This is a genomic window from Paenibacillus sp. OAE614 (assembly GCF_040546645.1).
GTDB classification, from domain to species: Bacteria; Bacillota; Bacilli; order Paenibacillales; family Paenibacillaceae; genus Paenibacillus_AQ; species Paenibacillus_AQ favisporus.
This window is the reverse complement of the sequence record NZ_JBEPOD010000001.1, coordinates 834,523-859,228: the sequence shown is the minus strand read 5'-3', so window position 1 is coordinate 859,228 and position 24,706 is coordinate 834,523. Positions and strand designations below refer to the sequence as shown.

The following is a 24,706-nucleotide window of genomic DNA, read 5'->3' as shown; positions in this document are numbered from 1 at the left end:
AAGGCCCTTTTGCTCTTCGGGTGGTTCCCATCCTCTGTACAGACCGGCCAAGCAGTGTGCTCCCTTACGGTTAGTCCTCCACCGTATTTTTGGACAGCAGCCCCTTCAGCTCTTTCATGAACATGTTGATATCTTTAAATTGGCGGTAAACCGACGCAAAGCGGACATAAGCCACCTCGTCCACGGGATACAGCTGCTCCATCACCAGCTCGCCGATCTGGCGACTCTCCACCTCCGCCACGGCGGTGTTGCGCAGTGATTTCTCCACCTCGGAGACGATCATGTCGAGCTGCTCCACGGATACCGGGCGCTTCTCGCAGGCGCGAATCAGGCCGCGGAGGATTTTATCCCGGCTGAACTCTTCCCGGCTTCCATCCTTCTTGATGACCATCAGCGGCGTTTCCTCCACCATCTCAAACGTGGTAAAGCGCCGGCTGCACTTCTCACACTCACGCCTGCGGCGGATCGATTTATTTTCGTTAGCGGGCCGTGAGTCCAGCACTTTCGTGCCGGCATAATCACAGTACGGACATTTCATGGTAAACTCCCTTCCTTTGCAAATCACGGTGTATATAGAACAAAATCACGAACATTCACAGGGTCCGAATACCGCAAACCCTTATCCCGTCAGGGATTAACTTGCCGCCTCACCGAAATGTATTAAATTTCCAACAAAAACTTTTCAAAAAGAGTAATGAACTTTTGAGCTTCGAGACATAATACATTTACAAACAGCGAGGAGGTGAACAACAATGGCTTCCAACAACAACAGCTCCAACAACCTGGTAGTACCTAAAGCTACCGCAGCCCTGAACCAATTGAAATATGAAGTCGCTCAAGAACTGGGTATCAGCATCCCACAAGACGGATACCAAGGCAACATGACTGCATATGAGAACGGTTCGATCGGGGGACTTATCACTAAACGTTTGGTGACCCTGGCTGAACAACAACTGGCTGGTCAATTCTAATTCGGTTTGATACCCGAAGAAGTGTTGGAGACGCTAACCTAGCTTCTCCAATGCTTCTTTTGTTATGTTTAGCGATTGAACAGTGCTTCCTTTAAAACTCGCTGTAAATCCGCGTGTACTGATTGTAGTAATAAATGACCCGCTGAACGTAGTGCCGGGTTTCCCCAATGGGAATATTTTTGACCGAGTCGTAGGTCCCGTCCCATACGCCTCTTTTCAGCCAACCATCCACTTTACCAGGCCCCGCGTTGTATGCGGCGATGACGGCAATCCGGTTTCCTTTAAACTGCTCCGACAGCGTTTTGAGATACCAGGTGCCGATTTCGATGCTGGCCTCCGGCTCATGCTTAATATGGTCCAGCGTCACCTCGGGAAGCTTGGCCTTTTCCATCGCCCAATTGGCCGTATCCGGCATTAGCTGCATCAAGCCGAGAGCCCCTTTCTTGGACTCCTTGCCCAGCTTGTAATTGGATTCCACCCGGATAATCGAAGCCACCAGGAACGGGTCGACGTCATAACGCTCAGCCTGCTCACGAATGTTCTCTTTATAATGAATCGGGTAAAACCACGACATCCAGTTCGTATTAAAAAACAGGATGACGACAAATCCTAAGAACAACAGAAGAAGCACTCTTTTTTTGCGTAAAAACTTCATAGCAGGCCCTTCCGGTTCCAAAATTCATCCACTTGGCGCTCCGTCTCGGAAGGTTGTCCACTGTTGTCGATCACAACGTCGGCCCGCTTCTTCTTCTCTTCGATATCCATTTGGGAACGAATCCGCGCGACCGCTTCATCCTTCGTCAGCCGGTTCCTCTCCATCAGGCGTACCACCTGAACCTCGAACGGGGCATAGACCAGCAGGACCTGCTCAAACATCGCTTCCAAACCCGATTCAAACAGGAGCGGGATGTCCACCACCACCAGGCGGTCCGGGTGCTCCCGTTCAAAGGTCTGCATCTGCTCCCTGATCTCCTGACGGATCGCAGGATGCGTAATATCGTTCAGAGCTTTGCGCTCGCCGGGATCGCGAAACACGATATCCCCCAAGCGTCTGCGGTCCAGCGTTCCGTCCGGAAGGAGGATGGCTTGTCCAAAATGCTCAACGGCCGCCGCCAAAACCGGATGACCCGGGAGCATGACTTCCCGGGCGATGACGTCGGCGTCAACAAGCAGCGCCCCCTTGCTGACTAAGAGGGCGGATACGGTACTTTTTCCTGTCGCTATTCCTCCGGTTAACCCGATGTTCATATCCTTAACTCACCTCATAACAGCTTCATTATTCCCATTACAATTAATAATATTGCCGGCAGCACCGTAAACCGGCGCATCCACGTTCGGGACGCAAAGCGCAGACCCGTCTTCATTCCGACGACCAAAAAGGTGCCGCTGAAGAGAGCGATCACGACGGCGGTCAGCAGCGGCGAAAATCCGAGCAATGCCGCGCCTAGACCCGCGCCGAACGCATCCAGGGATAAGGCGATACCAAGCCACATGGCCTCCCATCCGGAGATGCTGCCCGACTTATCCATATCAGCGGAAGACGGCGTCCGCAAAATACGGATCACGACGCCCAGCTTCCGGATTTCCAGTGAAAACACCGTCTGTTCAGGTGCTTCATGCTGGGCAGGGTCCAGTGTACCTTCTCCGCCGGAGCTTTGCAAGCCATGCCCCCCTATCCCGCTGGTTTGGGCGTCTTTAGCCTGCTTGGCGACCTCTGCGTCTTTGGCTTCCAAGACTTCTTTGCCTTCCCCGCTCTTCTCCTTCTGGATCCACATCTGTACAAGCGACCAAGAGCCCATAATGATCAGGATGACCGCTCCAATGATGGAGGCGATCGAAGGGGATACGAATTGGGCCAGCAGCACACCCACCTGCATGGACACATAGATGATGACCCCGGAGCATAAAGAAATAATCGCTATCGATAACGGCGAAATCCTCATTTGACGAAGGCCGTATGTAATGCCGACACCAAAACTGTCCAAACTTAATGCTAACGCAAGCAGCAGCAGTGCAAGAACATGACTGAGCACCCCGTTCCCTCCCTGTGACAGAAGCGGTGCCCCGAAAAAGCCTGCAGTATGGATCAGGCATTCGGAAGCCCCGCTTCATAAGATATCTCTACCTCAGTATATGGAGGGTACAAAAAAGGGGTGCACGCCCAGTTCGAATTGTTACGATTTCAGGGTTTGGCAGGAAGGGCAGAAATGGGTTCCGCGCCCGCCAACGACCGTTTTCTCCACCGCGGTCCCGCAATTTACGCACGGCTGGTTCTGCCGGCCGTAAATCTTCAGCTGGTGCTGGAACATACCCATCTCACCTTGTCCATTGACATAAGACTTGATGGACGATCCCCCCACCTCAACCGACTCGGCGAGCGTGGCTACAATCGCCTGATGGAGCGCTTCGAGCTGCCCATCCGTCAGCGTATCGGCCGGCTGCTCGGGGTGAATGCCCGCCCGAAACAGCGACTCATCCACATAAATATTCCCGATGCCGACGATATATGCCTGGTTGAGCAGGACAGCCTTGATTTTGGTCTTCTTCCCCTTCAGCGTTTCTTTGAAACGTTCCAGCGTAAACGCCGGATCCAGCGGCTCCAATCCCAGCTTGGAGAGCGGGGGAAGCTGGAATTCCTCTCCGGGCTGGAACAAATGCATCGTTCCGAACTGCCGCACATCCTTGTACCGCAGCTCGGTGCCGTCGGTAAAGTGGAAAATGACATGCGTATGCTTTTCCACCGGATCGCTGCTCTGGTATACCCCGTACCGTCCCTCCATCCGCAAATGGGAGACGAGCACGAGCCCGTCCAGCAGGATCCGCAAAAATTTGCCGCGCCGCTCCACACCTTCAATGGTGTGTCCGGCCAGCATCCACGCAAACTGATCTATATCATCGGGGCGCTGAATGATCCGCGCCAAGTTCACACTAACGCGGTCAATCACTTTGCCCTTCACGAGCTGATTGAGTGTTCTTTTGACTGTTTCGACTTCCGGCAATTCCGGCATGATGACTTCACCTCAACCTCTATTATAGCGTAAGACAACCCCACAAAGCGGCGCTTTTTCTTCGAAGCCTGCTCAAGTACTCCGCGGGGCCCCCGTAAAAACCTGATTACGGGCGCTTACGGAGCCCTTTATTTCGCCTCGTACCAATTGACTCCGTAGCTCACTTCGGCTTTGAGCGGTACGGACAGGGCCAGCGCATGCTCCATCGTCTCCGGCACCAGTTTTTTCATGAGCTCCAGCTCGTCCTCAGGGACTTCGAATACCAATTCGTCATGCACCTGAAGCAGCATGCGGCTCTTCAGCTTCTCTTTGGCCAGCGCCGCATCCATCTGAACCATAGCCAGCTTAATGATATCGGCGGCAGTGCCTTGGATCGGCGTGTTCATCGCCGTCCGCTCGGCGAAGGAACGCAGATTAAAGTTGCTCGCATTGATTTCCGGCAAATACCGTCTGCGCTCCAGCAGCGTGGTGACATAACCGTCGCGCTTGGCGTCTCTGACGATATCGTCCATATATTTGCGAACACCCTGGAAGGCGTCGAAGTATTGATCGATAAATTGGGCCGCTTCCTTCCGGGTAATGTTCAGGTTCTGGGACAGACCATAGTCGCTGATGCCGTACACGATACCGAAGTTAACCGCTTTGGCGGACCGGCGCATATTGGCGTCAACGTCTTCGGCTTTAACACCGAACACGTCCATGGCCGTCTTCGTATGGATGTCCATATCGTGCAGGAAGGCTTCCTTCAGGCCTTCGTCCCCAGAGATATGGGCCAGCACCCGCAGCTCGATCTGCGAGTAGTCGGCGGCCAGAATGTACCAGCCCGGTTCGGATGGCACGAACACCTTGCGGATTTTCCGTCCTTCTTCCAGGCGGATCGGAATGTTCTGCAGGTTCGGGAACTGGCTGCTTAGGCGCCCTGTAGCCGCAATCGTCTGGCGGTAATACGTGTGCACCTTGCCCGTTTCCTCCGAAATTTCCTTCAGCAGGCCTTCCACATACGTCGACTGAAGCTTGGCGATGGTCCGGTACTGCAAAATCAGGCGTACGACATCGTGATACGGTGCAAGTTTCTCCAGCACTTCGGCGTCAGTGGAATAGCCGGTCTTGGTCTTTTTCACAACAGGCAGGCCCAGCTTGACGAACAGAATCTCTCCCAGCTGCTTCGGCGAGTTGAGGTTGAACTCGGTGCCTGCAATTTCATAAATCTGCTCGACCAGCGACTTGATCTGGGACTCGAATTCCGTTCCGAGCGCCTTCAGATCGTCCTTGTTGACCGCGATGCCCTGCTTCTCCATGTCCGCCAAAATCCGCGACAGCGGCATCTCCAGGTCATGGAACAGCGAGCTCATCTCATTGTCCGCAAGCTCCTTCTCCTGAAGCGGAATGATCTCCAGCAGCGCGGCGCTCTTCCGGGCCAGATGCCCGCTCAGCACGTCCAGCTCCGGCACCTTGTATTTTGCGCCCTTGCCGAATACGTCCTCATCCGCCGCCAGCACCGTCAGCCCGTATTTGGATGCAAGTGCGTTGACATTCTGGTTGGCTTCCGTCGGATCGAGCAAATACGCGGCCAGCTGCACATCAAACGACGCCCCGGCAAACGCGATTCCCTTCCAGTGAAGCGCCAGATCCGTGCGGTGCAGGTCATATCCCCGTTTCGGAACATCCGGGTTCCCCAGCCACGTCCGCAGCGGCTCCGCCCAAGACTCGTTCATTCGCTCGAACGGAACGTAGTAATGCTTCGGCTCGGCGGAGAAAATGACTCCGATCACGTCGGCGTGATGCGGGTTCTCTCCGCTGGTCTCGACATGAATAAGCTGCACGGCGTCCAATGCAGCGACCAGCTCGTCCGCATTTTCGCCGTCAACGACAGTGACCTCGATCTCCCGTTCAGCAGCCTTGGCCTGCTCCTCATCCGAGTGCGTGTTACCGTCCGCATGGAAGGACAACCGCTCCAGCAGCGATTTGAATTCCAGCTTGGCGAGCGCAGGCCCTGCCGTTTCTTCCTTCAAGCCCGGGAATACCATCTCGTTAAACGACTTGTCCAGCGGCACCTCGCGGTAAATGGTCGCCAGCTTCTTGCTGAGAACGGCGTCATCCGAATGGGTTTCGATCTTTTCCTTCATCTTCCCCTTCAGCTCGGCCGTATTGGCCAGCACTTCCTCGACCGATCCAAATTGGTGCAGCAGCTTGAGCGCTGTCTTCTCGCCGACGCCCGGAATTCCCGGGATGTTATCCGACGGGTCCCCCATGAGGCCCTTCAGGTCAATGATTTGAAGCGGGGTCAGTCCGTAACGCTCCTTGATCTGCTCAGGTGCGTAGGTTTCGATTTCCGTTACCCCTTTGCGTGTCAGGCCCACCTGAACATGGTCCGAAGCCAGCTGCAGCATATCCTTGTCCCCGGTCACGACGAGAATTTGCTGCCCTTCCTCCTCGGCGATGCGGGAGACGGTCCCGATGATATCGTCCGCCTCATAACCGCTCAGCTCATATTGGGCGATGCCAAAGCTCTGCAGCAGCTCCTTGAGCAGCGGGAACTGTTCCGACAGCTCCGGCGGCGTCTTTTCCCTTCCGCCCTTGTATTCCTGGTAGCCCTCGTGGCGGAACGTCGTTTTTCCGGCGTCAAACGCAACCATCATGTGCGTCGGCTTATGGTCTTCGATCAAACGCAGAAGCATATTCGTAAATCCGTACACAGCATTCGTATGCAGACCCTTGGTGTTCGTCAGCGGGGGCATTGCGAAAAATGCGCGGTAAATAATACTGTTTCCATCTATCAAAATCAGCTTGTTCATTGGGCACCTTCCCTTTATCAAACGTCCTTCATTTATGATACCATACACGCCCCTTTTCGAGAAAAAATTAGGCCGTTTAACCGCAAATCTCCTAAGCGTAATTTCTGACAATTCCTTTACGACAAAAAAGGAGCTTCCCGCCTGTGCGGGTCAGCTCCTTGATCTCATGTATGATGATGCTATTGATTCAAATCAGGACGCCGGCCGGTAACGAGATACACCGTGCTCTCCCCGATATTCGTGGCGTGATCGGCGATCCGCTCGATGTACCGGGCAACCAGTGTGAGCAGCATCGCTTGTGACAGCGTCTCGGGGTTCGAGGCGATATAGCCGTACAATTCCGTGATGATCCGGCTGTAGAATTGGTCCACCTGATCGTCGTCCTTGGCCATTTTATAAGCAAGGTCGGTATTTTCGTCCAAATAAGACGTAATAGACTCCTCGATCATTACTTGCACCAGATCAGCCATTTGTGGAATGTCGATCAGCGGCTTGATCAGCTCCTGCCCCTGCAGCCGCAGCGTCACCTTGGCAACGTCCAGGGCAAGGTCTCCCATGCGCTCCAGGTCGCTCGAAATTTTAAAGGCCACGAGAATTCTCCGCAAATCCTTGGCTACCGGCTGCTGGGTGACGATCAGGCGAGAACCGATGTCCATGATTTCCTCTTCCATCGCGTTCAGCTTGGCGTCATCCTTGACGATTTGCTGTGCCTTCACCGCATCGAGCGTTTTCAGGCTGATAACCGCCTCTTCCAAAGCATGCACCACATGCGCGCCCATCTGGCGAAGCAACGTGCGCAGTACCTCTAAATCCTGATCCAACTCTTTTCTCCGAATCATCGCTGCCCTGTTCCCCCTAGGATATATTTAATGCTCACCTTGCTGCCGGTTACCCGAAACGCCCGGAAATATAATCTTCGGTACGGGAGTCCCGCGGGTTGGTAAACAACTCCTTGGTATCGTCGGCTTCGACGACTTCCCCGTTCAGGAAAAATACCGTGCGGCCGGAAATCCGGGCAGCTTGATGCATATTGTGAGTAACCATAACGATGGTATAGGTCTCCTTGAGCTCCTGTACCAATTCCTCAATCTTTAGTGTCGAAATCGGATCGAGCGCAGAGGTCGCCTCATCCATCAGAAGAATGTCCGGCTGAACCGCCAATGCTCTGGCAATGCACAAACGCTGCTGCTGTCCGCCCGAAAGGCTGAGGGCCGAACGCTTCAAGTAATCCTTAACCTCTTCCCACAGCGCAGCCTGGCGCAGGCTCTGCTCCACAATTTCGTCGAGCACCTTCTTATCGCGCGTGCCGTGCAGACGGGGGCCGTAGGCAATATTGTCGTAAATCGATTTGGGGAACGGGTTCGGCTGCTGGAACACCATGCCCACCTGCTTGCGAAGAGCTTCCACGTGCACGTCATTGCCGTAAATATCTTTGCCACCGATTTTGACGGAGCCTTCGATATGCGTGCCTGTGATCATGTCATTCATCCGGTTCAGCGTCCGCAGCAGGGTCGACTTGCCGCATCCGGAAGGGCCGATAAAGGCAGTAATCGTTTTCTCGGGAATGTCCAGGTCTATATTTTTAAGCGCATGAAACTGCTCGTAGTACAAGTTCAACTGCTCAATATCGATAATATCTTCCATTTACAATCGCTTCTCCTTTTTTCAAAAAGGGTCTATGAAGTTCAGTTCATCTATATGGCACCTATCTATAGTAATGCCGTTATGTAAATACTGTGTCCCACAATTGTAAACGCAGTGTAAAATGTGTAAACTAGCAGATCCAATATTAAGCAAAAGAACTTCCCTTTTCCAGTTCCTGCCTGATGACGGCGGCCCGCATGGCCGTATCTCCCGCCAACCGGTTCACGGTTTCGCCGGTCCCCTCTACATGCTCGACCGCCTTTTCCAGCTCACCGAACATCCGGCTTCCTTCGCCTAGCAGCTCCGCGCTGGCCGTGATCTCGCCCACTCCGGCCGTGGTTAAAGCTCCCGTTTCCTTTGCCAGCCGGCTGATGCTTCCGAGCAGTCCGGAAATATCCGCCGCCAGCTGCCGTGTCTGTCCTGCCAGCGATCTGACTTCAGCAGCGACGACCTGGAAGCCGCGTCCGTGTTCGCCGGCATGCGCCGCCTCGATCGATGCGTTCATGGCCAGCAGGTTGCTTTTATCCGCCAGCTCCGAAATGCTCCGGTTTAATGCCGAGATCGTGTCGACATCCTGGATCAGCCGGGCAACCTGATGCTGGTTGGCGTTCATCCGCTCTACCACATTGGAATAGGACTGGCTGACCTCATCCAGCTTGCTGCGTCCGTACAGCGACCATTCTTTCATCTGGCGGCATTCTATCAGCGTAGCGTTCGCCGCCTCCGCTACCTGCTGCAGCGATTCCTCCATCCCGGTGACATGTCTGAAGCTCTCCGCTACCGTCTGCCTGCGCCGCTGCTCAGCCCCCGTCTGGAGCAGGCCCGACATGATCATCAAATCCAGGACCGTCAACACACCTGCCAGCTGCCCGTGTTCCGTCAAAATGACACAGTCATAAAATTGGGATTCGGGTCGGTCCAGCGCCTGCTGGATCAGCAGTCCGGGATCGGCTCCAATGTCGGCGATCAGGGGCTGCATATCCGCAAATCTCTCCACCGGACGGGCAAAATACAGATCGGCACCGAACCGGCCGGTCAGCTTCCGGTAAAAGGTGTCCCGCATGACCAGCCCATACGGCTCGCCCTCTTTCCCTCCGATGACCACGCAGGGAAGATCCGGCTGCTCCTTGATCAGCTCCAGAACTTCACGGCAGCTCGTCTGGGCGTCCAGCAGCGGAACCATACGGCAGTATTCCGCCGGCGTGGGGCGATCCCCGGAATCCCCTCCCTCTTGCGTGCTTGCTTCAGTATGGCCTTGCGCGGAGGCGTTACCTTCTTGAGCTGGGTTTCCATTTGCACGAATGCTTTGTTCCAGATCGGCGTACAGTGTGGACACTATGGCCCTCCCCCTCTTCGGCTCTCTAGTCTTTAGCCGCATCATACCTCCCGAGCGTTAAGAGAATATGCGGACAATGTAAATTGTATGTAAACCTATGATCAAAGAACTAGTTCCTTAGGTCTAATGCATGCAAAAAAAGAAGCTCTCTCCTTTTATTCCACAGGATGAGAGCTTCTTTTTTTATTGACGACCAGCTTATAGCCAACGCCGCGGATGGAATCGATATGAACGGATTCGGGGTCGAGTTCCAGCTTCTTGCGCAGGGAGCTGACATGCACATCCACCGTCCGCTGACCCCCGATGTAATCAAAGCCCCACACCGCGTTCATCAAATCATCCCGGGTCAGGACAACACCGGGTTTGCGGGCGAGGTACAGCAGCACTTCAAATTCCTTCGGCCGCAGATTAATGCTGGTACTGCCCAGCATCACCTCGTATTTCTCCGGATAAATCTCCAGCTGTCCGAGCGTGATGGCTGAGGTAGGCGATTCCGGAACGGCCGCCGCTTCCTCTCCGGGACCGGACACTCTGCGAAGCACTGTGCTTACGCGCGCCAGCAGCTCCGAGACCCCGAACGGTTTCGTAATGTAGTCGTCGGCGCCCAGCTTAAGGCCCTGCACGACCTCTTCCTCCGCGTTTTTGGCCGTCAAAATAATCACCGGCGTCTCCATTCCCTTGCTGCGGAGTTTGCTCAAAATGTCAAATCCATTCATTCCCGGCAGCATCAAATCCAAAATAATGAGGTCGTAAGGCTCATGGGCGGCCCGCTCGTACCCGGACGTGCCGTGGTCTTCAATCGTGACATCGTAGCCTTCCTGCGTCAAGTTGTACGAAAGTAATCTGGCGAGCGTCGGCTCATCCTCGATTACCAACAATCGTTGAGTCATATTCACCGGTCCCCCTGTTTCTTGTATCAAATGAATGAATGCTGACAAGCAACATCTTATCATCTGATTGTTAACGCTGTGTAAAAGAATACATAATGTTTACCTTTTTCGAAAAGATAAGCCTATTGTCTCTAACGAAAAGGAGGAATATTCCATTTCCCCCGTTTACAATCCGTCCGGTTCCTGAAGCATCGGAAGCTTAACGGTAAACGTGGTGCCGATGCCGAGCTCGCTTTCCACGGAAATCGCTCCGTGATGGAGTTCAACCAGATGCTTCACGATCGAAAGCCCCAGCCCGGTTCCTCCCGAGCTTCTCGATCTTGCCTTATCCACCCGGTAAAAGCGTTCGAAGATCCGCGGCAGGTCCTTCTTCGGAATGCCGATGCCGGTATCGGAAACGGCGAATACGACTTGTTCGTTCCCGTCGGCGTCCTGCTGATCGCGTACGGACAGCTCGACTCTACCGCCATCCTGGGTATAGCTGATCGCGTTCGAGAGCAGATTGATAAAAATCTGCCGAAGCTTGTCCTCATCCGCTTCGATAAACAATTCATCCGGAATGTCCGTCTGCAGCGTGATCCTTTTTTTCCTGGCGACCGTGCCGAGCGTCTCCATCATCGTCCCAAAGAACGTGGACACGTCGACGGGAGCGTAATCCATCGGCGACTGCTTCGATTCGATTTTCGACAAATCCAATATATCGCTGATCAGACGGTTCAGCCGCTCGCTTTCATCGAAAATGATCTGTAAAAACGACTTGGCTGTTTTCTCGTCATTGACGCCGCCGTTCAGCAGGGTTTCGGCAAAGCCCTTGACCGCCGCCACCGGCGTCTTGAGCTCATGGGACACATTGGCCACAAATTCGCTGCGCATATTCTCCAGCCTGCGGATCGCGGTAACGTCCTGCAGCAGAAACAGCATGCCGCTGAACTCTTTGCCGCTTTGCTCCCGGAACATCGGGACCCCGTCCATGCGGAGGATCGTTTCCTGCGGAATGTAGACCTTCCGCTCCTCGTGGATTTCGATGCGCTCGGAGATCCCTTCCTTGATCAGCTTCGTCAGTTCGTAGTACTGCTTCAGCTCATCATAAGAGCGGCCGGTAATGTTCTGGGCACTCACGCTCAGCATATTCTCGGCAGCCGGATTCACCAGCGCGATCTTCCCTTCGGCATCCACAAGCAGAATGCCTCCGGTCATATTGTCGAGCACGCTCTGCAGCAGATCCTCATTGTCCTGGATCGTTTTGAGCTGTGTCTGCAGACTGTCGGCCATCCCGTTGATCGCCTTGCCCAAAAGGCCGATTTCGTCCTTTCTGCGCAGGTCGACGCGGGCGTCGTAATCCTGCTGCGAAATGCGTCTGGCCACCCGGGTGATCTTCTCCAGCGGCGATGTCATCCCGGATGCGATGCGGTAGCTGATCAAGGCAGCCGCGGCAAACAGGATCACAAGGCCGACGGCCATGACCATCCAGCCGTTCCGGACACCCTCATCGACGGATTTCAGGCTGACCGACAGCCGGATGAAGCCGTCGAAATTCTCGCCGGAAGTCACCGGCACCGCCACATACAGCATATTCTGACGGAGCGTATCGCTGTAACGGATGGCGTGCCCCACCCCTTCTTTCGAAGCCGTCACAACCTCCTCCCGCTTTCTGTGGTTGTCCATCTCCAGCGGATTGCTCTCCGAATCGCCGACCACGGTGCCGTCCCTTTTAATAAAGGTCACCCGCGCTTCCGTCAGCTTGCCGAGCTTCCCGGCTTCGCCGGTATAATAGCTGACCGCATCCGCCCCCTGCATCGGCATAAAGTCAAACGTCGTGCTGAGCAGTTTTATTTCGCGGACCATATTCTCTTCAAGTCCCGTAATATGCGATTTCTTGAACACCTGGGCCATCGTGATGCCTGCCCCGAGCATGGATACGCCGATCATCACCATAAGAATCAGCGTCAATCTGATCCGAAAAGGTTTCATGGGTCCCTTCCTTTATCCTCAAGTTTCCTCTTTTCTATTCCTAATCCTAACGTGAATCCCGCCCTTTGACCAGTGGAAAATGGACAGCCCTGTTCCGGGGTGCCTCTTCCCGGATATAATAGGATTATCCAGATAGGATGAACAAAAAAAATGAAATTATAGGCCTCTGCTGGGCCTTTACAACAGGAAGTCTAATGCAAATCTTGAGTTCAATCTATCCAGCTTCGAAAGGAGAACCGAACGTTGAACTATCATTTTTCCGCTTACATGTACCGTCTGCAGTATATCCAGCGCTGGAGCCTGATGCGCAGCACCTCGCCGGAAAATGTGGCGGAGCACTCGTATCACGTCGCTCTGCTCGCACATATGCTCTGCCATATCGGCAACGTCTTCTTCGGGCGCAAGCTCAACGCGGACCGTGCCGCGTCCCTCGCCTTGTTTCACGACGCGGCGGAGGTGTTCACCGGCGACATCGCCACGCCGGTGAAGCATAACAACCCGCGGCTCCTCGGAAGCTTCCGCGAGATGGAGCAGATCGCCGCGGAGCGCCTCGCCGGCATGGTGCCTCCGGAGCTGCAGGCGGTCTACGGCCCCCTCCTTCATCCGGATACGGTGGATGAACAGGAGTCCGAGCTGCTGCTCTATGTCAAAGCCGCCGACCGGCTGGACGCGTACCTGAAGTGCACGCGCGAGGTTGCCGCAGGCAACCGGGAATTCGCCGCCGCCAAGGAGCAGACACTGGCGAAGATCCGCCAGATGAAGCTCGCCGAGGCGGATTATTTCCTGGAAAATATGGCGCCGAGCTTCGAAATGTCGCTGGATGAGCTGTCCGCCGACGATGAAGGCGGCAGTAATCCAGCCGACACTGCCGACGATGGAAATCACGGTAGCAGTCCGGAATGAAGCGGCCCTCTGACACCACCACCAAAAAAGGTTGTACCCGGAAAAAGAGACTCCGGGTACAACCTTTTGTTCAAGGGATGCTTGAAGTCAATCCCTATGGATAACAACCGATCCAAATACAGGCTGCGGCTGCCAGACGTTTCAAGGCATCGCTGCCCTTTTTTAACGTTCCGCTCGGCTTAGCCGTTTACGACTTCGCCGCCGTTCACGTGGATCACCTGTCCGCTGACATAAGACGAGTCATCCGACGCCAAATAGACATAGGCCGGCGCCAGCTCTTCCGGCTGACCCGGACGCTTCATCGGCTGCGACGCGCCAAACTGGCTCACCTGCTGAGCGTCGAACGTGGACGGAATGAGCGGGGTCCAGATCGGCCCCGGAGCAACCGCGTTCACCCGGATGCCCTTCTCCACCACGTTCATGGACAGCGCGCGCGTGAAGCTGACGATTGCGCCCTTCGTCGAGGAGTAATCGATCAGCGTCGGATTGCCTTTATAGGCCGTAATAGAGGCCGTGTTGACGATCGCGCTGCCATTCTTCAGATACGGCATCGCCATCTTGGTCATAAAGAACATGCCAAAAATGTTCGTACGGAACGTCTTTTCGAGCTGCTCCTTCGTAATGTCCTCAATTTTCTGCTGCGGATGCTGCTCCGCCGCGTTGTTGATTAGAATATCCAGTCCGCCCAGCTCCTGTACCGACTGGTTGACGGCGTTTTTGCAGAAAGACTCGTCTCCGATATCGCCAGGGATCAGCAGGCATTTGCGTCCTTCCTGCTCGATCTGGCGCTTCGTTTCTTCGGCGTCCCCATGCTCATTCAGGTATACGATCGCGATATCGGCACCTTCTTTAGCGAAAGCTACGGCCACCGCACGGCCGATTCCGCTGTCGCCGCCGGTGATGATCGCCTTTTTGCCCTGCAGCTTGCCCGCGGCTTTGTAATCCTTGGGCTCGTATTTCGGTAGAGGGTTCATTTCCGATTCCGTCCCCGGCTGATGATTCTGATGCTGAGGAGGCAAAGTCTGTTTAGATTGCGATTGCGAATTTCCTGACATCATTCATTCTCCTTTCACGGATGGGTTTCATCGGTGCACATGCCATCACATTCCGTATTAGGATGGCATATGACGGATGGATTATTCTCTACCGTTGATACTTACCACATCGCCCCCGGAGTTAAACAGCAGAAGACCGCTCTCCATCAAGAAAAAGCAGCCCATGGTCATTATTCTCAAAAAAAAGATGACCCCGCAATGCGGAGTCATCTTCAAACGTTAGAACCTATTACTTAAATAATGTGGTTGTAGACCATGAAGAAAGTCATGATCAACAGGCAGATCGCCAGCAGGGCGCTGAGCGTACGAATTTTCCCCATTTCTACGGAAATATCCCTTTTTTCCTGAATGCCCTTGATCGCCAGACGGAGCGGCTTGCCCATGATTCCGCTGATTGCGCCGAGCGCCAGCAGCAGGATGACAATAATGATCATCCACGGCACGGAATAGTCGCCTTGGCTCATCAGATAGCCGCCTGTCAGCAGCTGGATCACAAGGCCTACCTGAGCAAACGTATTGAGGCTGCGGATCGCTGCCGCGCTGCCTTCCTGAGCAGGGAGTGACAAACCGGCCACTTTACCTACAACGAATGGCAGAACCAGATAGAATCCGAGAGCCAACGCTCCCAAAATATGTACGAAAAACATCACAGTGGTCATTCCATTTCCTCCCCGCGTGCTTGTGTTTCCATAACATTCATTATACTTATAAACCTTTGAAAAGAAAAGAAAACCTCCATGGTTGTCACACATTAGAGGTTTTCTTGTTCAAAGTTTGGACACGAATGGTCCCGCTTATACATTCACTACAGCGATGACATTGCGGACCGAATCGGCCGATTGATCCAGCGCCGCTTTCTCTTCGGCCGTCAGCTCCAGCTCGAAAACTTTCTCGATGCCGCTGCCGCCTAGAATCGTCGGTACGCCTAGGAAAATGTCATGGTAGCCGTATTCGCCGTCAAGGCGCGCGATGACCGGAATAATCCGTTTCTTGTCCTTGAGGATGGCTTCCGCCATTTGCACCAATGAGGCTGCCGGGGCGTAATACGCACTGCCGTTGCCGAGCAGGTTGACGATTTCGCCGCCGCCGACGCGGGTGCGCTGCACAATCTCCTGAATGCGCTCCGGCGATATCAGCGTGTCGATCGGAATACCGCCGACGCTGGAATACCGCACGAGAGGCACCATGTCGTCGCCATGGCCCCCAAGCACAAAGCCGCGCACATCCTCGACGGAGACGTTCAGCTCCTGCGCGATGAACGTGCAGTAGCGGGCTGTGTCAAGAACGCCGGATTGGCCGATCACACGGTTTTTAGGGAAACCGAGTGTCTTGTAAGCGACATGCGTCATGGCGTCCACCGGATTGCTCAAGATGATTACGATGGATTCCGGCGCGACGCGTTTTACGTTGTCGCAGACCGATTTAACGATGCCTGCATTGGTGTTCACGAGGTCGTCACGGCTCATGCCCGGCTTGCGGGCAACGCCGGCCGTAATGATCACGATGTCGGAGCCAGCCGCATCATCGTAATTCGAGGTACCGATGATCTGACTGTCAAAGCCTTGAACAGGACTCGCTTCCAGCATGTCCAGCGCCTTGCCCTTGGTTGGGTTCTCCAGTTGAGGAATATCCAGCAGCACCACGTTGCCAAGTTCCTTTTGCGCGAGCATCAGCGCCGTCGTGGCACCGGTAAAACCGGCACCCACAACGGTAATCTTTTTACGAGTCAAGGCCATGATCGGATCTCTCCCCTACATGTTTTTGATAACTTCGTCAGCAAACTCGGAGCATTTAACTTCCGTAGCGCCTTCCATCAGACGGGCGAAATCGTAAGTTACCGTCTTATTGTTAATCGACGTTTCCATGCCTTTGTAGATCAGATCAGCCGCTTCCTGCCATCCCAGGTGCTCAAGCAGCATAACGCCGGACAGGATAACCGAACCCGGGTTCACAACGTCTTTGTCCGCGTATTTCGGAGCTGTTCCGTGCGTTGCTTCAAAGATCGCGTGTCCTGTCACATAGTTGATGTTCGCTCCTGGAGCGATACCGATACCGCCGATTTGGGCAGCAAGGGCGTCGGACAGATAGTCACCGTTCAGGTTCAGGGTTGCAATCACGTCGAAGTCCGTCGGACGAGTCAGCACCTGCTGGAGAGCGATGTCGGCAATCGCATCCTTGATGATGATTTTGCCTTCGGCTTCAGCGGCTTTTTGAGCGGCATTCGCAGCGTCTACGCCGTCTTTTTCCTTGATGACGTCATATTGCGCCCAAGTGAACACTTTATCGCCAAACTCCTGTTCAGCCACTTCGTAACCCCAGTTTTTGAAGGCGCCTTCGGTGAATTTCATGATGTTGCCTTTGTGAACGAGCGTCACGCTCTTGCGGCCGTGCTTGATGGCGTATTCTACTGCAGCGCGAACGAGGCGCTTGGAGCCTTCGGAAGATACCGGCTTGATACCGATACCGGAAGTTTCAGGGAAACGGATTTTGTTAACGCCCATTTCTTCCTGGAGGAATTTGATGACCTTCTTCACTTCCTCCGAGCCTTCCTTGTACTCGATACCTGCATAGATGTCTTCCGTATTCTCGCGGAAGATGACCATGTCGACCAGCTCAGGATGCTTAACCGGAGATGGCACGCCGTTGAAGTAGCGCACAGGACGCAGGCAGACGTACAGGTCGAGCTCTTGGCGCAGGGCCACGTTCAGGGAGCGGATACCGCCGCCGATCGGCGTAGTCAAAGGTCCCTTGATTGCTACAATGTACTCGCGGATAGCTTCGAGCGTATCGTTCGGCAGCCACTCCCCGTATGTATTGTAGGCTTTTTCACCGGCAAATACTTCATACCAGGCGATTTTTTTCTCGCCGTTGTAAGCTTTCTCAACAGCCGCATCCAGAACGCGCTTGGAAGCTCTCCAAATGTCGCGGCCGGTGCCGTCGCCTTCGATGAACGGAATAACTGGATTGTTCGGAACCTGCAGCTTGCCGTTCGTTATTTCAATCTTTTCACCTTCGGTAGGGAGTGCAAATTTCTCGAGTTTCATGAATAAATTCCTCCTTATAGTTTTCGTCGGGCATCAGATTTCTGCCGGGACAAGCACAAAGCCAGAGGGAACCGCCCGTGCCCGGGTTGATCGTTCACGGTGTTCCCCCTTTTTCTATTATACCTTAAGAACGCTGCTCAATCGGAACATATTTTTGATCCGTTTGGCCGACATATTCGGCACGCGGACGGATGATGCGGTTGTTTTCATATTGTTCCAGAATGTGCGCCGTCCATCCCGACACGCGGCTGATCGCAAAGATCGGCGTGAAGAGCTCCTGCTCGATGCCAAGCTGAGTATATACGGAAGCGGAGTAGAAGTCCACATTCGGCTTCAGCCCCTTCTGGCCAGTCACGATGTCCTCCACTTTGACGGACATTTCGTACAGGCTTGTATCCCCTTTCATTTCACCCAGCTCGCGGGACATCTTCTGCAGATGCTTGGCGCGGGGATCCCCGTTTTTGTAAACGCGATGGCCGAAGCCCATAATTTTGTCTTTATTGTCGAGCTTCTCTTGAATGTAAGGCTCAACTTTGTCGATGCTTCCGATTTCGTTCAGCATCTTCATGACCGCCTCGTTGGCACCGCCGTGCAGAGGGCCTTTCAATGCGCCGATCGCCGATGTTACGCCGGAGTAGATGTCCGAAAGCGTCGCCACGGTTACGCGCGCAGCAAACGTCGAAGCGTTCAGCTCATGGTCGGCATGCAGCACGAGCGCCTGATCGAGAGCCTTCACCGAAGTCTCCTCAGGTGTTTCACCTCTGAGCATATACAGGAAGTTTTCGGCAACCGACAAGCCTGCTTTCGGTGCGACAGGCTCCTGGCCTTTGCGGAGGCGGGCCATAGCCGCAATAATCGTAGGGAGCTGCGCCTGCAGGCGGATCGCCTTGCGCTCATTGGCTTCACGGCTCATATCGTCGGCTTCCGCATCGTACAGCGCCAGGGCCGATACGGCGGAACGGAGAGCTGCCATCGTGCTCATATCTTTAGGGTACAATTTCATTTGTTCGATCAAAGCATCCGGAATTGCGGCATAGTCGCTGAGGTCCTGCTGAAGACGACTCAATTCGTCCTGATTCGGCAGTTTTCCGAACCAGAGCAGGAATGCCACTTCTTCGAAGCTCGCGTTCGCTGCCAGGTCATCAATGTTATAACCGCGGTATGTGAGCACACCGTCGACAATCGAGCTGATGGAAGAAGCTGCGGCAACAATTCCTTCCAGACCTTTGGTAGCTGTCATCGTACATCTCTCCTTCGTATAACGGAATTTTAACAACATGCATGAACCGTGAAAACAGTTACATTTTACTGAAAAGAAAAACGTCCATCGACGCAATCCACAGCAGACAGGCCGTGCCATAATGCCGTTAACGCGGAACCGGGCGGGCTGTACTCTCCTGTTCGGAACCCGCAAAACCGTTGTCCGCTACTCTACCTGACACTAATCGCCAAGTAATGGAACCATATATTATCATAAAGTATTTTGACGTCTATGTGAACAATTACAAGGTGACAGAAAACATCAAATTGTTTTATCAGCCAAATAAACAATTTTTTATCAGGTATGCTCTCCTGCCGCTAACGGCGGTAAATCTTAATGTTTCCGTCTTTCATCTTCCGCTCGATCCACTTCAAAATGACATAGCGGTACAAGGGCCGAGTCAGCGGAAATACCATCGTAAACCCGATCAGGTCCGTTACAAAGCCAGGAAGGACAAGCAGCATCCCTCCGATAAACACGCATAAGCCATCCACCATGCTCCGGCCGGGAACCTGGCCCGAATTCATTTTGGCCCGCGAATCCTCCAGCACCTTGCGCCCCTCAAAGCGCATCATCAGCATGCCGATTCCGGAGGTGACGATGGTCAGCAGCAGCGTATTGGCCGCTCCTACCCGGGTAGCCACCCATTCGAAGCCGAATATTTCGACCACCGGAACGATAATGATCAGGGCCAGCAGCCATTTTCTGAACGCGGTCATGCTTCTCCTCCTGTAATCGACTTGGACAGGGCCGTATACAGCGCAGGCGAGTGTTTGTCAAGCCTTACGGGCTGCCAGTCCCGGTTCAGCCACACATGCTGCGTCGAACCCGTGACGAGCACTTCTCCAGGCAGTTCTTCGCCGATCTTATACCCGCTGCCGGCAAACGTCGCCTGCTCCTGTTCGGATAGTCTTCGAATTTCATAGATATAGTCAATCCGCAGTTTGGTGAACCGCGTCATTCTCGTAAAAATGGTAATCATGTCGTCATAGCGCGCCGGCTGCACAAACTTCATGTCAAGCTCTGTGACGGGCAGAAACAAGCCCTCATCCTCCATACTGCGGTAAGTAATGCCCAATTCGCGGATCATTTCGGTCCGGCCGATTTCAAACCAGTTTAAATAATTCGCATGGTAGACGACAGCCATTTTGTCGCTTTCCTGATAGCGTACCCGGAGTGACGTCGTAAACCAGCGGCTGAGCTGAATGCCGTTATCTTTTCCCATCCTCCACTGTTCCCTTTCTTGCTGTAATTAATGTCCTTCAGTTTAGTATAACATAAGGGATGCCTGCTTCTGAAATTTGCCCGGTATCAGCAAAAAAAGCCTGCCAGGAGTGAATCCTGACAGGCTTTTCTATGAAATGGATCTATCTGTAGGCTAGCGGCGGTTTGCGCCGCAGTCCTCTTATTCGTTTGGAATTTGGCTGACTTTCACCAGGTTCGTCGAACCGGATTGTCCCAGCGGAACCCCTGCAGTAATAACAACCAAATCGCCCGGTTTTACGAGACCGGACTCCAGGCCGCCCTTCAAGGAGTTCTCGAACATTTCATCCGTCGATGTAGCAGTCTTGCCCGGGACCGGTGTAACGCCCCAAGTCAGAGCCAGACGACGCAGCGTGCGCTCCTGCGTAGTCACTGCGATGATCGGTGCTTCCGGACGGTACTTGGATACCATGCGTGCCGTATGGCCGGATTCCGTCGAAGAAATGATTGCCTTGGCGTTCAGATCCAGTGCGGAAATCGCCACCGATTGGCTGATCGCTTCAGTAATTGTCGTTTCCTGGGCAATCCGCTGCTTCAGGAAAATCTCGCGGTAGTTCAGCGCGGATTCAGCCTTCTCGGCGATGCGGGACATCGTCAGAACGGATTCCACCGGATATTTACCGGCAGCCGTTTCCCCGGACAGCATGATTGCATCCGTGCCGTCAAAGATCGCGTTCGCTACGTCACTCGCTTCGGCGCGTGTCGGACGCGGGTTGCGCTGCATGGAATCCAGCATTTGCGTCGCCGTAATGACCGGTTTGCCGGCAACATTACACTTTTCGATCATGTGCTTTTGCACCAGCGGTACTTCTTCAGCCGGAATTTCCACGCCGAGGTCGCCGCGGGCAACCATCAGACCGTCGGACGCTTCCAAAATTTCATCGAGGTTGTCCACGCCTTGCTGATTCTCGATCTTGGAAATGATCTGGATGTGCTCTGCGTTGTGCTTGGCGAGCAGCTCGCGGATTTCTTGAACGTCACTTGCTTTGCGTACGAAGGAAGCTGCGATAAAATCGATGCCCTGTTCGATCCCGAATACGATATCGTTCGCGTCTTTCTCTGTGATGCCCGGCAGAGAAATCGCCACACCCGGTACGTTCACGCCTTTTTTGCTCTTGATCGTACCGCCATTGACAATACGGCATTTAATTTCAGTGCCCTCAACTTCCACAACCGTCAGGCCGATCAATCCGTCATCGATCAGGATCGTCGAACCCGGCTGCACATCACTAGGAAGGTCTTTGTACGTGATCGAAATCCGGTCTTTGTCACCCAGAATTTCTTCGGTCGTCAGCGTGATGTACTCATCCTGCACCAGCTCGATCGGCTCCACGGCAAGCTTGCCTGTGCGGATTTCCGGTCCCTTGGTGTCAAGCAGGATGGCAACGGTTTTGTTAAGCTCGCGGCAGGCTTCGCGGATGTTGTTGATCCGGCGGCCATGCTCCTCGAAATCGCCGTGCGAGAAGTTCAAACGGGCAACGTTCATGCCGGCCATAATCAATTTTTTGGTGTTTTCCAACGATTCACTGGAAGGACCGATGGTACATACGATTTTTGTTTTACGCATTTGGGTTTCCTCCGATTTATTCTTTAAAGTCTCTCTACCCTACATATCTTTATCCAAAGATTAAATTTACTACAAAACGAAAGTTTTGTATAGGAAGTTTGAAAGTTTGTCATAATACATCATTGCCCAGATGGAACTAATCTATCACACCGACATGCGAAGATTGTTCATAGGCAAACTTGCCGATCTTGCGGAACTTCTGATACCGGTCTTCCTTCAACGCATTGCTGTCGAGTCCCGACAGTTCGCCCAGATGGCGTACCAGGCTGTCCTTGATGGCAGCGGCTGTCGCCTCATAATCCCGGTGCGCTCCGCCTTTCGGTTCCGGCACGATCTCTTCGATCACTTCGAATTCAAGCAGGTCTTTAGCCGTAATCTTCATGGCCTCGGCCGCCTGATCCGCTTTGGACGCGTCCTTCCAGAGGATCGAAGCCGCTCCGTTCGGCGAAATCGCCGAATAGATCGCATGCTCCAGCATCAGCACACGGTTGCCGACGGCCATCGCAAGAGCACCGCCGCTTCCACCTTCGCCGATGACCACACAAATAACAGGAACACCCAGCGCGGCCATCTCCCGTAAATTGCGGGCGATTGCCTCGGATTGTCCCCTCTCTTCTGCTGTATTACCCGGATACGCACCTTTTGTATCAATAAAAGTGATAATCGGGCGTTTAAACTTGTCCGCCTGGTGCATCAGCCGCAGCGCTTTGCGGAAGCCTTCCGGATGCGCACTGCCGAAGAAACGGGCAATGTTGTCCTTCGTATCCTTCCCGCGCTGTTGGCCGATCACGGTGACCGGAGTCCCGTTCAGCTTGGCCAGCCCGCCAATGACCGCGAGGTCATCACCAAATAGACGGTCCCCGTGCAGCTCGATGAAATCGCTGAAAATCAGCTGGATCAAATCGAGTGATGTGGGACGTTGATGATGCCGGGCCAAATGCATTTTCTGGGCGGCCGTAATATTTGAATACACCTCTTCTTCCAACTGGGCGTATCTTTCTTCCAATCTCGCAATCTCGTCGCTAAAATCAATACCCTTGTCCGCTCCGAACTGCTTCAGCTCATTGATCTTCTGCCGCATTTCCACAAGGGGCTTTTCAAAAGGCAATTCTCCTGCCACTTAATATCCCCCTTTCACGGTATGCATCTCGATCAGCTTGTACAGCATTTGGCGCAGCTCTTTCCGGTGGACGACCAAATCCAGCTGTCCGTGCGCCAAATTGAACTCCGCCGTCTGGAAATCATCCGGGAGCTTCTGGCGGATGGTCTGCTCGATAACGATCCGTCCGGCAAAGCCGAACACAGCCCCCGGCTCCGCGATGTTAATGTCGCCGAGCGTGGCAAAGCTGGCCGAAACCCCGCCTGTCGTCGGATCGGTAATGACCGAAATGTAAAGGCCGCCTTTTTCGTTAAAACGAGACAAAGCAGCGCTTGTCTTCGCCATTTGCATCAAACTCAGAATACTTTCCTGCATACGCGCTCCGCCGGAGGTCGAGAAAATAATGAGTGGGAGATTCCTTTCGGTCGCAATTTCGATCGCCCGGGTAATTTTCTCACCGACGACCGAACCCATGCTTCCCGTAAAGAAATCGAAGCTCATGACAGCGACGACAACCGGGAGTCCTTCAATGGTGCCTTGTCCGGTAATAACCGCTTCGCGCAGACCCGACTTGAGCGCCTGCTGCTCCAGCTTGTTGGCATATCCCGGAAATTGGAGCGGATCGACCGATACCATACCGCTGTCAAACTCTTCAAATTCTGCATCGTCCAGCGTCATTTGGATCCGTTCCAACGCATTCAGACGCATGTGGTGTCCGCAGTTGGGGCAAACCTTCAGATTTTTCTCCAGCTCTTTGCTGTATTGAATGCTGCCGCATTTTGGACATTTATTCATCAAGCCTTCGGGAATTTCCCGGCGCGGTCTTTCTTCACCCGGCTCGCTGCCTCTTCCTACACGTTCTGAAGGAATGGTCGCGTACTTTCTTTTTTTCTGGAACAAGTCTTTAAACACAACTACACCTCTCAGCCGTTAATTTGCCCAGCCGCTCTTCACTCTGCCTCTATAAACGTCACTTTGTTTCCTTAAAAATTAAGGATGCAAGATGGAATTAAGCACTTCCTGGACTTCCTCCAGCTCACCAGAGGGAACCAAAATCTCGAACTGCTGCTTGGATAAATTGATCGGACGGCTTTTAACCAAAAATCCCTCTTCCGTTAATTTGGTCGTGATCATTTCCGCTACCTTGGCGGTAGGTGCGATATAGATGACCGTCCACATTCCTTGCAGAACCCCCTAATCTCATGTTCTGAGCACGTATAATAGAGTAATGATAACATAACTCCGTTTTTTCCCGCAACAAAGTGATGGGACGCGGGCAGGCCGATCAGAGGGTTCGTTCAAGGCCTTCGGGCGTTACAACCCGGAATTTCCGGAAGCGGACGGATACTGCTTGGCTCCCTTGTACCGGTGGGCGATCCTCGCGGATGCCGCGGCGGCGAGCCCGGCGACCAGATCATCGAGAAAAACGTGGATCTCGTCCTTTTTATTGTTCAGAGTATCGATAATACCGATTTTTTCTTTATCCAAAAAACCAAAACTTGTCAGTCCGATCATGCCGTACACGCTCGTAATGCCGAGCGCCAACGTCTCGTCCACTCCGTACAGCGGTTCGTCCGCCTCCATGATCGCCTGCAAAGGCTCGGGAAGAAGCTTCTTCTCCGCCAGCTCGTCAAGCGCCATCCCGGTCACCAGCGTGTACTGCACTTCCCTTTTGCCGAGGACGGCGTTCACGCTCTCCACGCATTCGTCGATCTCCAGTTCCGGATGGTACGGGATTTGCAGTTTATACACGATATCGGCAATGTCCCCGACTTTGACTCCCCTGCGGCTCAGCATGGCAATCGCTGCATCATATGACATGTTTATTCCTCCCGCACGGCACGCCCGCCCCCGGGTCCTTCGAAAAGATGCGTCTGCCCAAGGCAGCCGGGCGGCACA

Annotated in this window: 25 protein-coding genes; 2 read left to right on the top strand and 23 right to left on the bottom strand. The window is 53.8% G+C overall.

Going from position 1 to position 24,706, the window contains the following annotated elements; all coding sequences use genetic code 11:
* Positions 1–70: 70 nt before the first annotated feature.
* Complete coding sequence (nrdR, locus tag ABIE48_RS04485; protein ID WP_076170449.1) at positions 71–538, bottom strand: transcriptional regulator NrdR; 468 nt, start codon at positions 536–538, stop codon at positions 71–73.
* Positions 539–752: 214 nt separating this feature from the next.
* On the opposite strand from nrdR, the gene ABIE48_RS04480 reads away from it, so the two are divergent.
* Positions 753–971: an alpha/beta-type small acid-soluble spore protein gene (locus ABIE48_RS04480; RefSeq protein WP_076170450.1), complete on the top strand. Its 219-nt coding sequence runs from the start codon at positions 753–755 to the stop codon at positions 969–971.
* 91 nt (positions 972–1,062) lie between these two features.
* On the opposite strand, the gene ABIE48_RS04475 is transcribed toward ABIE48_RS04480, so the two are convergent.
* From ABIE48_RS04475 to pnpS, 10 genes are all read right to left on the bottom strand, one after another.
* Positions 1,063–1,626, bottom strand: a complete 564-nt coding sequence (locus ABIE48_RS04475; RefSeq protein WP_076170451.1) for a lytic transglycosylase domain-containing protein — start codon at positions 1,624–1,626, stop codon at positions 1,063–1,065.
* A complete protein-coding gene (coaE, locus tag ABIE48_RS04470) occupies positions 1,623–2,219 on the bottom strand; it encodes a dephospho-CoA kinase (protein ID WP_145025258.1) in 597 nt (198 codons plus the stop codon). The genes ABIE48_RS04475 and coaE overlap by 4 nt, the downstream gene beginning before the upstream one ends.
* 14 nt (positions 2,220–2,233) lie before the next feature.
* The gene (locus ABIE48_RS04465; RefSeq protein ID WP_116232274.1) at positions 2,234–3,004 is read right to left on the bottom strand and encodes a manganese efflux pump; all 771 of its coding nucleotides are present in this window, start codon (positions 3,002–3,004) and stop codon (positions 2,234–2,236) included.
* A 141-nt stretch (positions 3,005–3,145) separates the two neighbouring features.
* The gene (mutM, locus tag ABIE48_RS04460) at positions 3,146–3,979 is read right to left on the bottom strand and encodes a DNA-formamidopyrimidine glycosylase (RefSeq protein ID WP_192716600.1); all 834 of its coding nucleotides are present in this window, start codon (positions 3,977–3,979) and stop codon (positions 3,146–3,148) included.
* Positions 3,980–4,107: 128 nt separating this feature from the next.
* Positions 4,108–6,774, bottom strand: coding sequence for a DNA polymerase I (gene polA / locus ABIE48_RS04455; RefSeq protein ID WP_192716599.1), 2,667 nt, complete (start codon positions 6,772–6,774; stop codon positions 4,108–4,110).
* 179 nt (positions 6,775–6,953) lie between these two features.
* The gene (phoU, locus tag ABIE48_RS04450) at positions 6,954–7,613 is read right to left on the bottom strand and encodes a phosphate signaling complex protein PhoU (RefSeq protein WP_116232271.1); all 660 of its coding nucleotides are present in this window, start codon (positions 7,611–7,613) and stop codon (positions 6,954–6,956) included.
* 49 nt (positions 7,614–7,662) lie between these two features.
* Positions 7,663–8,418 carry a phosphate ABC transporter ATP-binding protein PstB gene (pstB, locus tag ABIE48_RS04445; RefSeq protein WP_076170457.1) on the bottom strand — a complete coding sequence of 252 codons (756 nt, stop codon included), beginning with the start codon at positions 8,416–8,418 and terminating at the stop codon, positions 7,663–7,665.
* Between the two features lie 145 nt (positions 8,419–8,563).
* Positions 8,564–9,754 (bottom strand): methyl-accepting chemotaxis protein, encoded by a 1,191-nt coding sequence (locus ABIE48_RS04440; protein ID WP_192716598.1) that lies wholly within the window; start codon positions 9,752–9,754, stop codon positions 8,564–8,566.
* 155 nt (positions 9,755–9,909) lie between these two features.
* Positions 9,910–10,644 carry a response regulator transcription factor gene (locus tag ABIE48_RS04435; protein WP_076170458.1) on the bottom strand — a complete coding sequence of 245 codons (735 nt, stop codon included), beginning with the start codon at positions 10,642–10,644 and terminating at the stop codon, positions 9,910–9,912.
* A gap of 165 nt (positions 10,645–10,809) precedes the next feature.
* Positions 10,810–12,615, bottom strand: a complete 1,806-nt coding sequence (pnpS, locus tag ABIE48_RS04430) for a two-component system histidine kinase PnpS (RefSeq protein ID WP_192716597.1) — start codon at positions 12,613–12,615, stop codon at positions 10,810–10,812.
* A 243-nt stretch (positions 12,616–12,858) separates the two neighbouring features.
* Between pnpS and yfbR the strand changes: the two genes are divergently transcribed.
* A complete protein-coding gene (gene yfbR / locus ABIE48_RS04425) occupies positions 12,859–13,518 on the top strand; it encodes a 5'-deoxynucleotidase (protein WP_192716596.1) in 660 nt (219 codons plus the stop codon).
* Positions 13,519–13,697: 179 nt separating this feature from the next.
* Here the strand turns inward: yfbR and ABIE48_RS04420 are convergent, their stop codons facing one another.
* From ABIE48_RS04420 to ABIE48_RS04365, 12 genes are all read right to left on the bottom strand, one after another.
* Entirely contained in the window at positions 13,698–14,573 is an 876-nt protein-coding gene (locus tag ABIE48_RS04420) for an SDR family oxidoreductase (RefSeq protein WP_076170461.1), read from the bottom strand.
* A 233-nt stretch (positions 14,574–14,806) separates the two neighbouring features.
* The gene (locus tag ABIE48_RS04415) at positions 14,807–15,232 is read right to left on the bottom strand and encodes a hypothetical protein (protein ID WP_076170462.1); all 426 of its coding nucleotides are present in this window, start codon (positions 15,230–15,232) and stop codon (positions 14,807–14,809) included.
* 135 nt (positions 15,233–15,367) lie between these two features.
* Positions 15,368–16,309: a malate dehydrogenase gene (gene mdh / locus ABIE48_RS04410; RefSeq protein WP_145946997.1), complete on the bottom strand. Its 942-nt coding sequence runs from the start codon at positions 16,307–16,309 to the stop codon at positions 15,368–15,370.
* A 15-nt stretch (positions 16,310–16,324) separates the two neighbouring features.
* Positions 16,325–17,617 carry an NADP-dependent isocitrate dehydrogenase gene (gene icd / locus ABIE48_RS04405; RefSeq protein ID WP_145025270.1) on the bottom strand — a complete coding sequence of 431 codons (1,293 nt, stop codon included), beginning with the start codon at positions 17,615–17,617 and terminating at the stop codon, positions 16,325–16,327.
* A 124-nt stretch (positions 17,618–17,741) separates the two neighbouring features.
* Positions 17,742–18,857, bottom strand: a complete 1,116-nt coding sequence (gene citZ, locus ABIE48_RS04400) for a citrate synthase (protein WP_089545820.1) — start codon at positions 18,855–18,857, stop codon at positions 17,742–17,744.
* 338 nt (positions 18,858–19,195) lie between these two features.
* Complete coding sequence (locus tag ABIE48_RS04395; protein WP_076170466.1) at positions 19,196–19,597, bottom strand: FxsA family protein; 402 nt, start codon at positions 19,595–19,597, stop codon at positions 19,196–19,198.
* Entirely contained in the window at positions 19,594–20,103 is a 510-nt protein-coding gene (locus ABIE48_RS04390; RefSeq protein ID WP_105441752.1) for an acyl-CoA thioesterase, read from the bottom strand. Before ABIE48_RS04390 ends, ABIE48_RS04395 begins: the two co-directional genes overlap by 4 nt.
* A gap of 180 nt (positions 20,104–20,283) precedes the next feature.
* Positions 20,284–21,708 (bottom strand): pyruvate kinase, encoded by a 1,425-nt coding sequence (gene pyk, locus ABIE48_RS04385; RefSeq protein ID WP_192716595.1) that lies wholly within the window; start codon positions 21,706–21,708, stop codon positions 20,284–20,286.
* Between the two features lie 136 nt (positions 21,709–21,844).
* Positions 21,845–22,828, bottom strand: coding sequence for an acetyl-CoA carboxylase carboxyltransferase subunit alpha (locus ABIE48_RS04380; RefSeq protein WP_192716594.1), 984 nt, complete (start codon positions 22,826–22,828; stop codon positions 21,845–21,847).
* Positions 22,829–23,719, bottom strand: coding sequence for an acetyl-CoA carboxylase, carboxyltransferase subunit beta (accD, locus tag ABIE48_RS04375; RefSeq protein WP_192716593.1), 891 nt, complete (start codon positions 23,717–23,719; stop codon positions 22,829–22,831).
* Between the two features lie 78 nt (positions 23,720–23,797).
* Positions 23,798–23,986, bottom strand: coding sequence for a glutamate decarboxylase (locus ABIE48_RS04370; RefSeq protein ID WP_076170471.1), 189 nt, complete (start codon positions 23,984–23,986; stop codon positions 23,798–23,800).
* A 135-nt stretch (positions 23,987–24,121) separates the two neighbouring features.
* Entirely contained in the window at positions 24,122–24,628 is a 507-nt protein-coding gene (locus ABIE48_RS04365) for a phosphatidylglycerophosphatase A family protein (RefSeq protein ID WP_089545818.1), read from the bottom strand.
* Positions 24,629–24,706 lie beyond the last annotated feature (78 nt).